This window comes from Ruminococcus sp. AF37-20, assembly GCF_003460465.1.
GTDB classification, from domain to species: domain Bacteria; phylum Bacillota; class Clostridia; order Oscillospirales; family Ruminococcaceae; genus Hominimerdicola; species Hominimerdicola aceti.
On record NZ_QTVE01000011.1, the window covers coordinates 13,655 to 27,716 of the forward strand.

The 14,062-nt window shown below is 41.5% G+C and carries 17 protein-coding genes; 14 read left to right on the top strand and 3 right to left on the bottom strand.

What is annotated here, in order from left to right; genetic code table 11:
• Nucleotides 1-30: 30 nt before the first annotated feature.
• The 3 genes from DW015_RS08450 to DW015_RS08460 all read right to left on the bottom strand — a co-directional run bounded on the left by DW015_RS08450 (nucleotide 31) and on the right by DW015_RS08460 (nucleotide 4,896).
• Nucleotides 31-2,712 (bottom strand): transglutaminase-like domain-containing protein, encoded by a 2,682-nt coding sequence (locus DW015_RS08450; protein WP_117905326.1) that lies wholly within the window; start codon nucleotides 2,710-2,712, stop codon nucleotides 31-33.
• Nucleotides 2,713-2,722: 10 nt separating this feature from the next.
• A complete protein-coding gene (locus DW015_RS08455) occupies nucleotides 2,723-3,784 on the bottom strand; it encodes a DUF58 domain-containing protein (RefSeq protein ID WP_242993253.1) in 1,062 nt (353 codons plus the stop codon).
• A gap of 143 nt (nucleotides 3,785-3,927) precedes the next feature.
• A complete protein-coding gene (locus tag DW015_RS08460) occupies nucleotides 3,928-4,896 on the bottom strand; it encodes a MoxR family ATPase (RefSeq protein WP_117905328.1) in 969 nt (322 codons plus the stop codon).
• 220 nt (nucleotides 4,897-5,116) lie between these two features.
• Here DW015_RS08460 and DW015_RS08465 point away from each other — a divergent pair, with 220 nt between their 5' ends.
• From DW015_RS08465 to DW015_RS08530, 14 genes are all read left to right on the top strand, one after another.
• Nucleotides 5,117-6,052, top strand: coding sequence for a stage III sporulation protein AA (locus DW015_RS08465; protein WP_117905329.1), 936 nt, complete (start codon nucleotides 5,117-5,119; stop codon nucleotides 6,050-6,052).
• 1 nt (nucleotide 6,053) lies between these two features.
• Complete coding sequence (locus DW015_RS08470; protein WP_117905330.1) at nucleotides 6,054-6,542, top strand: stage III sporulation protein AB; 489 nt, start codon at nucleotides 6,054-6,056, stop codon at nucleotides 6,540-6,542.
• A 40-nt stretch (nucleotides 6,543-6,582) separates the two neighbouring features.
• Nucleotides 6,583-6,780 (top strand): stage III sporulation protein AC, encoded by a 198-nt coding sequence (spoIIIAC, locus tag DW015_RS08475; protein WP_022286844.1) that lies wholly within the window; start codon nucleotides 6,583-6,585, stop codon nucleotides 6,778-6,780.
• Complete coding sequence (locus DW015_RS08480; protein ID WP_117905331.1) at nucleotides 6,780-7,166, top strand: stage III sporulation AC/AD family protein; 387 nt, start codon at nucleotides 6,780-6,782, stop codon at nucleotides 7,164-7,166. Before spoIIIAC ends, DW015_RS08480 begins: the two co-directional genes overlap by 1 nt.
• A 9-nt stretch (nucleotides 7,167-7,175) precedes the next feature.
• A complete protein-coding gene (locus tag DW015_RS08485; RefSeq protein ID WP_117905332.1) occupies nucleotides 7,176-8,315 on the top strand; it encodes a hypothetical protein in 1,140 nt (379 codons plus the stop codon).
• A gap of 1 nt (nucleotide 8,316) precedes the next feature.
• Nucleotides 8,317-8,787 (top strand): stage III sporulation protein AF, encoded by a 471-nt coding sequence (locus tag DW015_RS08490; RefSeq protein WP_117905333.1) that lies wholly within the window; start codon nucleotides 8,317-8,319, stop codon nucleotides 8,785-8,787.
• Nucleotides 8,788-8,790: 3 nt separating this feature from the next.
• Nucleotides 8,791-9,342: a stage III sporulation protein AG gene (locus DW015_RS08495; RefSeq protein ID WP_242988947.1), complete on the top strand. Its 552-nt coding sequence runs from the start codon at nucleotides 8,791-8,793 to the stop codon at nucleotides 9,340-9,342.
• An 18-nt stretch (nucleotides 9,343-9,360) separates the two neighbouring features.
• Complete coding sequence (locus DW015_RS08500) at nucleotides 9,361-9,903, top strand: SpoIIIAH-like family protein (protein ID WP_038671921.1); 543 nt, start codon at nucleotides 9,361-9,363, stop codon at nucleotides 9,901-9,903.
• 126 nt (nucleotides 9,904-10,029) lie between these two features.
• The gene (locus DW015_RS08505) at nucleotides 10,030-10,386 is read left to right on the top strand and encodes an Asp23/Gls24 family envelope stress response protein (RefSeq protein WP_022286850.1); all 357 of its coding nucleotides are present in this window, start codon (nucleotides 10,030-10,032) and stop codon (nucleotides 10,384-10,386) included.
• Nucleotides 10,387-10,421: 35 nt separating this feature from the next.
• On the top strand, nucleotides 10,422-10,835 hold the full coding sequence (nusB, locus tag DW015_RS08510) for a transcription antitermination factor NusB (RefSeq protein WP_242993254.1): 414 nt from the start codon (nucleotides 10,422-10,424) through the stop codon (nucleotides 10,833-10,835).
• On the top strand, nucleotides 10,832-11,773 hold the full coding sequence (locus DW015_RS08515) for a peptidase M22 (RefSeq protein WP_117905334.1): 942 nt from the start codon (nucleotides 10,832-10,834) through the stop codon (nucleotides 11,771-11,773). The genes nusB and DW015_RS08515 overlap by 4 nt, the downstream gene beginning before the upstream one ends.
• Nucleotides 11,770-12,963, top strand: a complete 1,194-nt coding sequence (gene xseA, locus DW015_RS08520; RefSeq protein WP_117905335.1) for an exodeoxyribonuclease VII large subunit — start codon at nucleotides 11,770-11,772, stop codon at nucleotides 12,961-12,963. The genes DW015_RS08515 and xseA overlap by 4 nt, the downstream gene beginning before the upstream one ends.
• A gap of 13 nt (nucleotides 12,964-12,976) precedes the next feature.
• Entirely contained in the window at nucleotides 12,977-13,165 is a 189-nt protein-coding gene (gene xseB, locus DW015_RS08525; protein WP_117857305.1) for an exodeoxyribonuclease VII small subunit, read from the top strand.
• Nucleotides 13,158-14,051: a polyprenyl synthetase family protein gene (locus DW015_RS08530; protein WP_117905336.1), complete on the top strand. Its 894-nt coding sequence runs from the start codon at nucleotides 13,158-13,160 to the stop codon at nucleotides 14,049-14,051. Before xseB ends, DW015_RS08530 begins: the two co-directional genes overlap by 8 nt.
• Nucleotides 14,052-14,062 lie beyond the last annotated feature (11 nt).

Here is a 14,062-nt window from a genome sequence, read left to right on the forward strand (position 1 = left end):
AAAAGCCACACCGAACGTGGCTTTTTCCCTCTAATATAGACAGTAAACAAATTTTGCATTAAGAAGCTTAGCACCCGAAAGTTTTGGCAGGACGATCTTGTCCTTTACGATTTCAAAATAAGAAAGTGCAGTTTCGAGTTCCCCATCAGATATTACTGAGTTGCTCATTTCCGCTTTGACTGCAAGTTCTCCGATATATTTTATCATATGAGAGAAATCATTGATTTGCATTTCCTGGCATTTTTCTGTTAACCTGTCACAAAGCTGTAAGTCTGTAATATTTCTGCTGTCGGCGATGCCTATAAGCTTTAAATATTTGAGCATATAGCGGTATACCGCCACAGTGCGTGATCTATTGTCCCCATTACTTAGTTCCGAACGCATTTTCTTTACTTTTACATCTCTATGGACTACAATGCCGAAGCCTATAAGCAGAAGTCCGCCCAGAGTGATGAAAATTCCTACAAATGAGCCATGGCCGCTGTTGTTTTCTGTTATTCTTGATGAAACAGAAGTTTTCCCAGCGCCTGACATCACTCCGGCACCATGTCCGTTGCTTGCAGAATTTGTTTTCTTTGTTGTTGAAGCTTTTGAACTGTTTGCAGGCTTTTTAGTAACCACTGAAGTTGTGCCACCCTGACCGCCATTTTGTGTGGTAGTCGTAGGCTTGCTTTCTGTGCTTTTAGTTGTTGTGACTTCCTTAGGGTCTTTTTCTTGTTGCGTAAGATTAGGATTATCATTATCATAACCTGGTGTGAATTCTGCAGGATACCAACCTGCATTGTCTATAAATACCTCAGCCCATGCGTGCGCACATTTGTCCTTTACACTTACCTCGTATGTTGAATCATCTTCAGGTTCACCGAGCTGTGAATTAAGCACCACATACCCCTCTACATATCTTGACGGATAGCCAAACATTCTTAAAAGCTCTGCACCCGCTGTTGCGAAATATGAACAATAGCCCTCCTTTTGTGTACCTAAAAAATAATCTATGAAATCTTCACCTTTTGGAGTAACACCCGGTTCAAGGGTATAAGTGAAGTTATCAGAGAAATAGTTTTTTATTGCAGTGCTTATTTCTTCATAAGTCCAATCACCCTTGTGGTAAATATCCACGCCAAGATATTCACTAAGTATCTCTTTATATGCCTTATCAAGCTCATCAGACTTTGAAACTTCCATATATTTCTGGTGAACAAACTCTGAGTAAGCGTCAACACCTCTGTCCTTATTAACAGACAATGCAGGCACTTCTGTGGCTATAGCCTCAGGGAGGGCTTCAAGCCTTTCTTCTATAAGAGAGGGGTCAAAATAGTAAAGAGAATACTTTGTTGAACTTAATTTGACATATGACTCAGTGGTAGGACGCATTTTTTTATCGTCAGTGTTTCCATCACTTGAATATAAAGAAGCGTATGGCGCATACACAAATTTCTTGCTTGCGCCGAGAACAGATACAGAAATCTGAGCAGGGGTTAGATCAGCGTATTTGCGTTGGATAAGATCATAATCCAGATCCTGCACCCATATCTTGCCTTGCTCAAAATCATCAGAGAAGGTGTCTTCATTGCCATTCACGTCAACAGGAGTCCAGCTATTGTCGTTATAAACGCCTGCTACATATCCACGGAGATATAGTGTATTAGAGAATTTTGGAGTGACCACTTTTAGTGCTGTTGAGCCGTTGAAGCTAATGCCTGCTGTCTTGCCAAGAACGCCTCCGTTTGTGCCACCAACTGTTTTTATACCAAACAGATCAAATCCGCCGTCATAATCTGAAAAAGCATTTCTCAGGTCAGTGAGAGAGAAATTTGACACTGCTGTAGAAATATCATGTCTGTATTTTGCAAATGACTCAGGACGTGTAAAGCCTGTTATTGCTGAGAAAAGCATTATAACTACAAGTACCAACGAGCTTAAAATAGCCGTGAATTTCATGAATACGTTATAGAAACAAGCTTTTTGCTTTTCAGATGTAAAATAAAACGTGCGTTTTCGCTCATGCACCGCAAAGGTGTTTTTTCTTCCTGCCTTGTTAGTTGTGTGGTTTATTATGTGCAGTGCAAGCACTGTCACCCAGCATACAAACAGACCAATAACAGTCCACATTGTCGGCTCCCAGCCCCAATACATTCCAAGCTCGAAAACAGGAAATGTAATGATGAACAGCAGTGGAAAATCTATCCTATAAAGGCAGGCTGCTGCCGTTCCAAGGCAAACAAGAGTTATAAAAAATACGAAAAAATTTGACGCAAGATATGGGTAGTCGATAGTAGAAATACCACTAAGCTGAACGCCAAGAGTTGAGTTAGGTTGATTTGCCCTTGAAAGATATCTGTCTATAACAACGAACAAGCCGTATTTTATTGTAGATATTCTGCTCACAAGGTAAATTACATGAAGTATCATCACACCAAGTGCAGAAAACTTAATTATCTTGTGTGACGATTTCATCAGACCAAACACAAGTGAGAGCATGGCGGAGTAATATATGATCGTGGTCTTGTATATTTCCATATCAAGGAATGACACTGCCATAAACGCTGTGCATATGGATGTCACAAAGGTCAGAAGTATCTGAAACCATAGAAATGAGCCTGAATTATGCTCACGCTCACAATTCATAAGGATATCTCCGTCAATGCAGATACCATTGCTGCTGATAAATCCTATATCTTTGTTTTTGCTTTTTATTCTTTTCTTTTTCATGTTGTCACCTTTATAGACATATTTCCTGTATGCTTTCGGCAACGTGTTTTGCAGTAACGTTCACGACCTCTGCAAACTCATCGTTTATAACGTCGTCTTTCTTTTTGTTTGTGATAAGCATATAGGAATAGCGGAACGCCAGATCGTTATCGTTCATAACGCCGCTGAGATTGCTGTTATATGCGGGAGAAAAATACATCAAGTGACCGCATTTATATCTCTCAGGCTCATTGATGTAATTTATCATAGACAGGTCAGGCTCATCATAAACAGAAGCCTGCAACAGCAGACTTATAAGCAGCCTTGCACTTTCTTCGTCTGTAACGTTCACTACTTCGCTCAAATCTTTCTTTTTATCATACCACACTACCTTATGAGGAGTGTCATTTTCTATGAGATAATAGGATATAGACGCTATAGCCTCTACAAGAGTATCATATACGAGCATATAATCGTCTGTATTTGTATCAAGGTTGAGATCCGCCATAAGCACGATAGAGTTTGATATTGGCAGAGAGTAATCCTTGACCATGGTCTTATCCTGCTTTGCAGTAAGCTTCCAGTGTATCCTGTTTATTTTGTCACCATCATGATATTCGTGTATATCAAAAATCTCTGAGGGATCATCGCCCTTTGATGTCTTGGAATAATCATCGGTTTCAAGACCCATTTCAGCATAATTCGCAATGTTGTTTTCGATAGGTATATAGTCAGGTACTATAGTGAAAGTGCTTTCGCTGAAAAGCTGCGAAGCGGCATCGGTGCTTACCTTTACCTTGAAAAGCTTCAGCATATCCACAATGCGGCAGCGTTTTATGTTCATGCGCACTGTGCCATAATGCTTTGCAGAAACGTGCAAGGTAAGATACTGAACATCATCAGGATAAAGTGGAGTATTTATCTTCATTGTATTTTTGTCGCCGTCAAGAGTATTGTAATATTCTATCTCTATAATCATATTGGCAACAGGCAGCTTTGAGCGGTTTTGCAATCTCAGCACAACAGGTATCTTTGACGATCTGCCCGCGGTTTTCTGAGTGTTCACAAAACCAACGCTTATTTTCTTTGACATTTTTTTGAGCATGACGAATAAAATTATAGGCATGACAAGCAAAAATGCAAAGAGATAAAAAGAGAAGCTACCCACATATAATATATAGAAGAAAATAGAGGCGATAAATAATATTATATATAAAACCAGCATTTGCTCCTCCGTTACTTGCTAACTCTAGGAACCTGAACTGAGGAAATAACTCCTTTGAGTATCTGTTCTCCTGTGAAGCCGTTTATCTTTGCCTTTGAGCTGAACACAAGTCTGTGAAGAACAACGTCCTTGAAGCTGTATATAACGTCATCGGGGATAACATAATCTCTGCCCTTAAGAAGCGCTGTCGCCTTTGTCATTCTGAGCAGTGCGATAGTTCCTCTAGGTGAAAGGCCCAGCTTTATATATTCATTGTTTCTGGTTGCATTTGCAAGCATAACGATATACTGGAAAACCTGATCTGAAACATAAATATTTTCCACAACTTTCCTTGCCTGAAGGATATCCTCCGCAGAAACCACAGGCATTACATTATCCACAGGCACGAGATTTTGCTTGGATTTTAGCATTGCAACTTCGCTTTCAAGATTAGGATAACCCATTGTAAGCCTTACGATAAATCTGTCCATTTGCGACTCAGGGAGCATTTGCGTGCCTATAGAGCCAACCGGGTTTTGCGTTGCGATAACGATATAAGGGTCAGGCATTTTATGTGTGATACCGTCCACAGTTACCTTGCCCTCCTCCATTACTTCAAGAAGCGCAGACTGCGTCTTACTTGAGGTTCTGTTTATCTCGTCTGCAAGAAAAAGATTTGTGAGTGCTGCACCCTGCTTATATTCAAACTTGTGTGTTTCTTTATTTAGTATGGTAAAACCTGTCACGTCCGTTGGCAAAACATCAGGTGTGAATTGTAGTCTTTTATAGTCAAGTGAAAGCGCCTTTGAAAGAGCCACGGCAAGAGTGGTCTTTCCTACTCCCGGAATATCCTCAATAAGGATATGACCGCCTGCAAGTATGGACAGCAGGACTTTTATGATTATCTCGTCCTTGCCGATAATGACCTTTCTTACCTCATTTATCACGCTTTGTGACATATTCAGTACTTTTACCTGTTCTTCAGTTAAGCTGTTGTTCATAATTTTCTCCTTTGTTTTGTATGTTTCTTTTATCTTCACAATATTTGTGCATATTGCATTAACATTATATCACAAATACAACAGTATTTCAAGCATTTTGCGTGATAATTAAATACAATAATGGATATCTGCGTATGTAGGAGAATACAAATATCTTGTACTAAAATGCAGGCTCACAGCATAGTTATTTCATAGGACAAGTCAAAAGGAGCGTGAAAAAATGATAAGAGAAGTCAGCAAGTTAAAATACGTTTATGAACTGCTCACCCCTCGCATAAGGGGAGCAATTATGTCAGTGCCAGAAATAGAGCGTGACAGGATACAGGAAATAAGGCTTCGCAGAGGTAGACGGCTGTCTGTTACCATATTCTCAAAAGAGTATTTCGTTAATGATAACGGCAGACTAATGAACAATATCGGGGATAGCGTTCAAGTTACCACAGAGGATATTGAAACTATCTATCAGCGAGCATTTCAGAACTCTCTTCACAGTTTTCACCGTGAGATAGCAAGAGGCTACATAACGGTTTCAGGAGGGTGCAGAGTAGGCTTCTGCGGAACTGCCGTTCTTGATCCTGCAAGGAGTTATGCCGTGGAGTCGGTAAAAAATATATCTTCTCTTAATATAAGGATAGCTCGTGAAATGATAGGCAGTTCAGACGAGATATATACAAAATGCTTTTCTGACAAACCAATGAGCCTGCTTATAGCTTCACCGCCCTCGGGAGGAAAAACTACAGTGCTTCGTGATCTTTCAAGAAAGCTTGGCGAACGCTGGCGTGTTGCGCTTATAGACGAGCGAAACGAGTTTGCCGCAACAGTGGCAGGTGAGCCGCAAAATCTTATAGGTGCAATGACGGACGTGTTCAATTCCTACAACAAATATGAGGGCATAATGACGGCTGTCAAGGTCATGTCACCGCAAATACTCATATGCGACGAGATAGGTTCTTCTGAGGACAACGAAGCTTTGCAGTATGCGCTCAACTCAGGAGTGAAGCTTATTGCTTCATGCCATTCTTCAAGTCTTGATGAGCTTAAAAAGCGGCGTTATATCTCAAAACTTATAAAAGACAAGGCTTTCGACGCACTTGCGGTGCTTGGCACAGGAACAATGTGTGGCAGGCTGGTATCATTTACAAAAACAGGAGCATGAAATGATAAAGCTAATAGGCTGTGTGCTGATTATATCCGCCTGCACACAAATGGGCTGTGCAATGGCGACGGACAAGATACGGCAAATGAAATATCTCAAGCTTCTCAGACGGTTGATATTTGAAACAAGGGCAATGGTTGAGGGTGGAATGACTTTCGGGGAAATTATCTTAAAGCTTAGCTTGCAGAAGGATTATTCTGACTTTACATTTTTGTCGCAAGATACCTCTTCGCCTGATGTCCGCAGAAGAATAACCGAGGATATATATAAGTCAAAGCTTTTTGACAATGAAATCAGGCAGACCGCTATAGATTTTTTTGAAAAACTCGGTACAACAGACACAAATGGACAGCTTGCATACATTTCCATGAGCCTTGCCACACTTGACGAGCAGATAAGCAGACTTTCAGAGAATTTCACCTCACAGGTGCGGCTATGCAGGGCTTTGGGCGTTCTCAGCGGGGCTTTTATCGCTATTATGCTAATATAGCCATAGCAAAGGATAACCATAATGAAGGGAACAAAATTTTATGGACATAGATCTTATTTTCAAAATCGCTGCCATAGGAATTATCGTTGCCGTGTTAAATCTCTTGCTGAAACGAGCGGAGCGTGACGAGCAGGCAATGATGACAACTCTTGCAGGGCTTATTGTCGTTCTGCTTATGATAGTAAGGCAGATCGGAAATCTATTTGAAACGATAAAAGAAGTGTTTGGATTGTATTAATGAAAATATTTACAATAGCGTGCTTTTGTATTTTCTCAACCATAGTGTGCAAAGCCATTGAGAAAGACAGTCGTGAAATAAAATATGCGGCTGTGCTTGCGGCGGCGGCACTGGTGCTTTTTCATTCGGTGGCATTTGTGAAAGATCTTATCTCTGTATTTGAGGAACTTTTCACTCTGTCAGGCATTGACAATATGTATCTTACCATACTGTTCAAGTCACTTGGTATATGCTATATCGTACAGCTTGCATCTGATTATTGTAAGGACTGCGGAGAAAACACACTTGCGTCACAGGTCACTTTGGCAGGAAAGCTTGCAATGCTTTCGGTATCGCTGCCGCTTTTCAAAGCATTTGTAGAAATAGTAAAAGCATTGCTTATATAGGATTAACATATGAAAAAAATAATTGCCACTGTCATCATAGTCCTTGCGGTCATGTTTGTACCACAGGGAGTATATGCAGACAGTGATGAACAGAACAATGAATATTATGACAGGCTCATAAGCGAAATAAACGAGGGACTGTCTTTTGAGGGTGATGAAGATGTAAAATATGTACTTAAAGATAATAACATTAATTTGGAAGATCCGTCTTCTGCCGCAAATATAAGCGCTTCTGATGTGATAAAGCATATTTTCGAAAGCTTTACCGCCGCTTTGCGAAGCCCTCTTATAATGCTTGGGAAAATAACAGCCGCCACTATGCTCTGCGTGTTGGTAAGGTCAATGTCAGCCGAGGGTACAGTGGACAAGGTATTCACGCTAATATGTGTTCTTACCACAGTGCTTGTTATAAGCGATACTGTCACCGACAGTCTTTATTCTGTAAAGACTTCCATGGAACAAATGAACAGATTCATGATGTCCTACATACCCATATTTTCAAGCGTGGCGACAGCAGGCGGTAGTGCGGCGGCAGGAGCAGGCTATTACGGCGTTATGCTGATAATATGTGAAAGCGCAGGTATATTGGCAGATACGATACTTGTTCCGTTTTTGTCGGCAGTGCTTGCAGTGACCCTTGTTTCTGCAATAAACCCATCTCTTGACCTTGGAAGCCTTGCAGAGTCGGTGAAAAAGCTGGTCATATGGGTGCTTGGCATTGTGATGACCCTTTTTACAGGGCTGTTATCTATTCAAAGCTTTGCAGGAGCGGCGGCTGATAATCTCTCCGCAAGAGCCGTTAAATTTGCGGCTTCAAGCTTTATACCTGTCATAGGCGGCTCGGTCTCTGAAGCTTATTCAGCGGTAAAGGGAAGTATAGGCGTAATAAGAACAAGCGTCGGCGTGATAGGCGTTATAATAATGTCTGTGATAGTTGCGAAACCTTTGCTTACGCTTCTTGCAGTAAAACTTGCAGTGTGGATAGGTGCGATCATAAACGATATTTTTGGCATAAGCAACAGTGGTGGACTTCTTAAAAGCATAAACTCGGTTTTATCAATTGGTGTGAGCATCCTTGCGGCTTATTCTATAATGTTCGTTATTTCCACATCAGTTGTAATAATGACAGCCATGAACACAGGAGCTTAAAATGAATACAGTTAAAGCAGTGATATTTATTGCCTGCATTATAGGCGTGATAACTTCTATGACGGATATTGCCACACCTGAGGGAACTTTGAAAAAACAACTTAGATCAGTGCTTGCTGTGATACTTTTGCTTGCGGTCATAACGCCTGTAATGGGACATGGCTTCAAAGTCACCCTAAGCGAATATACAGAGCTTGCAGATCTGCCTGAGTTTGACAGCGTTTCAACAGCGACGAAACTTTATTATCTGTCCGAATCCGAAAGCAGGCTTGAAGAATATTTTTTGGATAAGCTGAATAAGAATGGCATAGAAAACGTCAGAGTGGACATAACCACAGATATAAATGAATATAATGAAATAGAGATAACAACGGTAAGGGTATATCTGACTAAAACAAACGACAGAGTGCTTGTTGAAAAGCTTATTGCAGAAGATCTGCCTGATACTCAAGTTATCGTGCAGGAGGAATAAACGTTGCTGAAAAGTAAAGTTGAAGGGAAAATAAAGGCTCTTAAAAAGCTTCCTATGAAAACGAAGATAGTGATAGCCGTAGGTCTTGCAGGAATATTGCTTATATTTGTTTCTGAGATGTTTCCTGCTAAAAATACGGCAGAGAGCAAGAGCGTTCCCACGGAAAGCGTTGCCACTGATGATACGGACAGCTACAAAAAGCAGATAGAAAAAGAGCTTAAAGATGTTCTTTCTCAAGTCAGGGGAGTTGGCGAGTGCGAGGTAATGGTGACAGTTGAGGGAACTACCGAATATGTTTATGCCGAAAATCTTACCAAAAGCACAGACAATAATGGTGACAGAACAAGCGACAGATATGAAAACGAGATAGTAATAACTGATAATGACGGCAAAAAGGAGGCTTTGGTCAGAAAAATAATAAAACCGCAGATATGCGGCGTTGTCATTGTTTGCGAAGGAGGTGGAGATATAAAAGTAAACGAACGTGTGCTTAAAGCAGTTTCGACAGTACTAGGTATATCAAGCAGTAAGATCTGCGTTGAGGGCAGAAAATAACAGAAAGAGGTAATAAAGATGAAAAAACCGACCATGATAATAGGCAAAAAGCAGATAATCCTTGCAGGAATGACGCTGATACTCGGTCTTGCAGTATACATAAATTATGCAGTATCGACCTCAGACGGCAAGATAAAGGCGACGGACGTTGTGAAAAGTCAAAGCGTGAATTACGGCGACGCACAGCTCGTAAGCACTGACAGTACTTCAGATTATTTTGCACAGGCAAGAATAGACAGAATGAATTCAAGGGACGAGGCGGTAGAAACATTAAAGAATATAATGAACGGCGGCGATTCCACAGAGGAAGAAAAGAAAGTCGCTGAAGAAGAAGCTTCAGCCATGACAGGGCTCATGGAGTCGGAGAGCAAGGTAGAGACACTCGTGAAAGCAGCAGGCTTTGAGGACTGTGTTGTTTATCTTGACGGTGACAACGCAAATATCGTTGTAAAGACCGACAGCGACGGGCTTGTTGCAAGCGAAGCGGCACAGATAAAAGATATCCTCCTTAGCGAAGTTTCAGTTGCAAATGAAAACATCAGAATTTATGATGTAGAATAAAATTTGTCAGCAAATAAAAAAAGTCCTTCAAAATACTTGTAACCTATTGATTTTTATGATATAATGGTTGTAAGTATAGATTGAAGGATTTCTTTTTTATATCTAAAAAGGGAGGCTTGGATAAATATGAATGATGTTTCAAAGAAAGTAGAAAAAAGCCTGCACATAAGTCAGGACGTTATAGCGCAGATCGTTACAAACTCTGTTAATGAGATAGAGGGCGTTTATGGTATTGCTCCTGTTATGAAGACTCCACGTCAGCTCTGGTTTAGACAGGAAAATTTCGGCAATATCAGGATAGGCCTTGTTGACGATGTGCTGTCAGTGTCTATAGGTATAATACTTTGCCGTGGAGCTAAGGCGGTTTCCGTTGCCGAGGAGATACAGGATAAAGTAAAAAGTGCAGTTCAGAATATGCTCGGACTTACAGTTGCAAAGGTAAATGTGACCATATGCGGAGTTGACCTTTCGGAAAAGGAATAGGATTCAGACAAATATAAGATGAAGGAAGTGTTTTTGTGCCAATTAAAAGGCGTGAAATAAGAGAATCAGCATTTTTGCTGATATTTGAGAAAATGTTTAGACAGGACGAGGAGCTTGACGATATTTTCATGTCTGCCATGGAAGTGAACGAGATCATCGTAAATGATGAAGTTAAAAAGCTCGTGGAAAATGTTTGCGAAAAGCAGGACGAGATCGGCAGCATAATCAGCAAGTTCAGCAACAAGAGAACTGTTGAAAGAATACCTAAGATAAATCTTGCAATACTCAGACTTGCTATTTACGAGGCAATATATGAGGAGAACGTTCCTGTGAACGTTGCCATAAGTGAGGCTGTGGCTCTTGCGGGAAAATATGCCCTCGAGCCTGACGTTTCATTTGTAAACGGTGTGCTTGGCTCATTTGCAAAGGAACAAGAGGAAAAGCAGTGAGTTTTGTACTCGGAATAGACACAAGCAATTATACCACTTCATGTGCACTGATTGATACTGCGGATATGAGCGTCAGGTCATGCAAAAAACTTCTTCCTGTCAAGCAGGGAGAGCGAGGACTAAGACAATCCGATGCTGTGTTTCACCATACGAAACAGCTTCCAGAACTTATGAAACAGCTTTTTGATAAAAAGTATGACATAAGTGCAGTTGGGTATTCTTATGCACCAAGGTGTGCAGAGGGGTCGTATATGCCTTGCTTCCTTGTTGGAGAAAATGTTGCACAAGCTGTGTCACTTTCCTGTGGAGCTGACCTTGAAAAGACTTCGCATCAGGTGGGACATATACTTGCGGTACTTTATTCCTGCGGAAAGCTGGATATGCTCAGTTCTGATAAGCCTTTTGCGGCTTTTCACGTCAGCGGTGGCACTACAGATCTTCTTTTGTGCGAGCCTGACAAGGCTAAGCTGATAAATATAACTCAGATCGGCGGAAGCCGTGATCTTAAAGGCGGACAAGCCATAGACAGAACAGGCGTAAGGCTTGGGCTGTCTTTTCCATGTGGTAAAGAGCTTGAAAGGCTTGCGTCTGAAAGCGAACATAAAATAAAGCCAAAAGCATCAGTTGACGGGCTTTATTGTTCACTTTCTGGAATAGAAAATCAGTGCATGAAGCTTATAGACGAGAGCTGTTCGGTGGCTGATGTTGCGGCATACTGTATTGATTGTGTGTGCCTTGCGGTGGAGAAAATGACAGTTAATCTTCGCCATGAGTATAAGGATATACCTATTATATATGCAGGCGGTGTGATGTCTAATCGCTTTATAAAAAGCAAGCTTGAAAAGTACGGCAGCTTTGCTGAGCCTGAGTTTTCAAGTGATAACGCAGTGGGCGTTGCGGTCTATGCTGCGATCAGGAAAGGGAAGATCAAAATATGAGTTCAGTTATCACTGTTTCTCAGCTAAACAGATATCTTGCTTCAAAACTGCGGTCTGACCTTAAGCTGAAAGGCATTGCCGTCAAGGGCGAGATATCCAATTTTAATATACATTACAAATCAGGTCATGCCTATTTTACAGTAAAGGACAGCAGTTCTGCACTTAAAGCTGTTATGTTTTCAAGCAGTGTTTCAAGGCTTAAATTTGTGCCTGAGGACGGCATGAGCGTGCTTGTTATGGGCAATATAGAGGTCTATGAGCGTGACGGCGTTTATCAGATAATAGCTACGGAGATAGCAACTCTTGGTGTGGGCGTTATGCACGTTCAGCTCGAACAGACCAAGAAAAAGCTTGAAAAAATGGGCGTATTTGATGTGAACAAAAAAAAGAAAATACCCCTTGTTCCAAAGAAGATAGCTGTTGTTACGTCGCTTACTGCGGCGGCTTTGCAGGATATAATACATATAGCTGAAAGGCGTTACCCTGTGTGCAATATCGAAGTTTATCCTGCGCAGGTGCAGGGTACGGCGGCAGCACAAACTATATGCAAAGCACTTTCAGCGGCTGATAAAAGCGGTGCAGATACCATAATTTTAGCTCGTGGCGGTGGCTCTAGCGAAGATCTTATGGTGTTCAATGACGAGGCGGTGGCGCTGGCTGTTTACGCCTGCAATACACCTGTGATATCGGCTGTAGGTCACGAAACTGACTCCACGCTTGCAGACTATGCCGCAGATATGCGTGCGCCAACTCCGTCAGCAGCGGCTGAGATTGCTACCCCTGACAAGGCGGATATACTTAATGCTGTGAGGCTTTTAAGGCAAAAGCTTGACAAGGCTATGAAGCTTAAACTTGATAAGGCTGTGTCACAGATAGAAAGCTGTGATAAGCTTTTGAAATTATATTCTCCTGAAAAGAGATTAGAGCAGAGCGAAAAAGCAGTGTGCGACCTTGAAAAAAGGCTGTCGCAGATCATGGAACGCAGGTTTGAAAAGCTGTCAGTTAAGCTTGACGGATATGTTTCTTTCCTGAATATGCTTAGTCCGTTCAATATTCTGGGTAGGGGATATGCTATCGTTCAGAAAGACGAAAGCGTTGTCGATAGTGTATCAATGCTGAACGTTGACGACGAGGTAAACATAAAGCTGTCAGACGGCAGTGTATCTGCTAAAATAACATTTGTCAAATGAAAGGCTGTTTAAAATGACTTTTGAAGAAAATCTTACAAGACTTAATGATATAGTTGGTCAGCTTGAAAATGACAAGCTTCCTCTTGAGAAAGCTTTGGAACTTTATAAAGAGGGGATAGATCTGTCGGTTGACTGCAAAAAAAGCCTTGAAAGTGCAAAGCTTTCCGTAAAGGCTATGAACGGAGATAATAGCGATGAATGATATGAACAAAGCCACACTTGATTATTATGTGAAACTTATAGATAATAAACTGCTGGAGCTTACCCACTCAAAGCCTGAGCTTCAGGGTCAGGTAGTTGAGGCTATGGAGTATTCTTTGCAGGCAGGGGGCAAAAGGCTCAGACCTGTGCTTATGCTTGAATTTTGCCGTATGTGCGGTGAGCGTCAGCCTGAAAAGTATGCAGAGATAGCTTGTTCTATTGAACTTATACACACTTTTTCTCTTATACACGACGATCTGCCTTGTATGGACGATGATGATTACAGACGTGGAAAGCCCTCATGTCATAAAGCTTTTCCTGAGAATATCGCACTCCTTGCAGGCGACGCACTGAACACCCTTGCTTTTGAAGTAATTGCCAACAGTGCCATGAACGGCGTTATATCTGCCGACAAGGCTGTTATGCTTATCTCTGTTCTGGCAAGGGCGGTTGGCACTGACGGCATGATAGGCGGTCAGGTGATAGACCTTAAATATGAAAATAAAGAAATAGATGTTGATACACTGAATATTTTGCAGACCTGCAAAACAGGCGCACTTATCGAGGCTGCCTGCGTAATGGGCGTTATTCTCGGCAATAAGCTTGAGGCTATCCCCTTTGCGGCAGACTATGCTCAGGCAATGGGCAGAGCATTTCAGATAGTTGACGATATCCTTGACGTAACAGGCACTTTTGAGGAGCTTGGCAAGCCTATCGGCAGTGACAGCGAACAGCATAAAAACACATATGTATCCCTCCTTGGACTTGACAAGTCAGAACAGATAGCAAAACAACTGACAGTTCAAGCACTGGGTCATCTTAAATATTTTGAGGACAGCGTTTTCCTCACAGAGCTTACATCTGATATGCTTACAAGAAGAAGTTGATAAAAAGATTG

Excerpts from the sequence above, each read along its gene's own strand:
- spoIIIAC (WP_022286844.1), top strand. The coding sequence starts at position 6,583 with ATGGACATAGATCTTATTTTCAAAATCGCTGCCATAGGAATTATCGTT.
- xseA (WP_117905335.1), top strand. The coding sequence starts at position 11,770 with ATGAGTTCAGTTATCACTGTTTCTCAGCTAAACAGATATCTTGCTTCA.
- DW015_RS08490 (WP_117905333.1), top strand. The coding sequence starts at position 8,317 with ATGAATACAGTTAAAGCAGTGATATTTATTGCCTGCATTATAGGCGTG.
- DW015_RS08485 (WP_117905332.1), top strand. The coding sequence starts at position 7,176 with ATGAAAAAAATAATTGCCACTGTCATCATAGTCCTTGCGGTCATGTTT.
- xseB (WP_117857305.1), top strand. The coding sequence starts at position 12,977 with ATGACTTTTGAAGAAAATCTTACAAGACTTAATGATATAGTTGGTCAG.
- DW015_RS08500 (WP_038671921.1), top strand. The coding sequence starts at position 9,361 with ATGAAAAAACCGACCATGATAATAGGCAAAAAGCAGATAATCCTTGCA.
- DW015_RS08530 (WP_117905336.1), top strand. The coding sequence starts at position 13,158 with ATGAATGATATGAACAAAGCCACACTTGATTATTATGTGAAACTTATA.
- DW015_RS08455 (WP_242993253.1), bottom strand. The coding sequence starts at position 3,784 with ATGTCAAAGAAAATAAGCGTTGGTTTTGTGAACACTCAGAAAACCGCG.
- DW015_RS08465 (WP_117905329.1), top strand. The coding sequence starts at position 5,117 with ATGATAAGAGAAGTCAGCAAGTTAAAATACGTTTATGAACTGCTCACC.
- DW015_RS08480 (WP_117905331.1), top strand. The coding sequence starts at position 6,780 with ATGAAAATATTTACAATAGCGTGCTTTTGTATTTTCTCAACCATAGTG.
- DW015_RS08450 (WP_117905326.1), bottom strand. The coding sequence starts at position 2,712 with ATGAAAAAGAAAAGAATAAAAAGCAAAAACAAAGATATAGGATTTATC.
- DW015_RS08460 (WP_117905328.1), bottom strand. The coding sequence starts at position 4,896 with ATGAACAACAGCTTAACTGAAGAACAGGTAAAAGTACTGAATATGTCA.
- DW015_RS08505 (WP_022286850.1), top strand. The coding sequence starts at position 10,030 with ATGAATGATGTTTCAAAGAAAGTAGAAAAAAGCCTGCACATAAGTCAG.
- DW015_RS08470 (WP_117905330.1), top strand. The coding sequence starts at position 6,054 with ATGATAAAGCTAATAGGCTGTGTGCTGATTATATCCGCCTGCACACAA.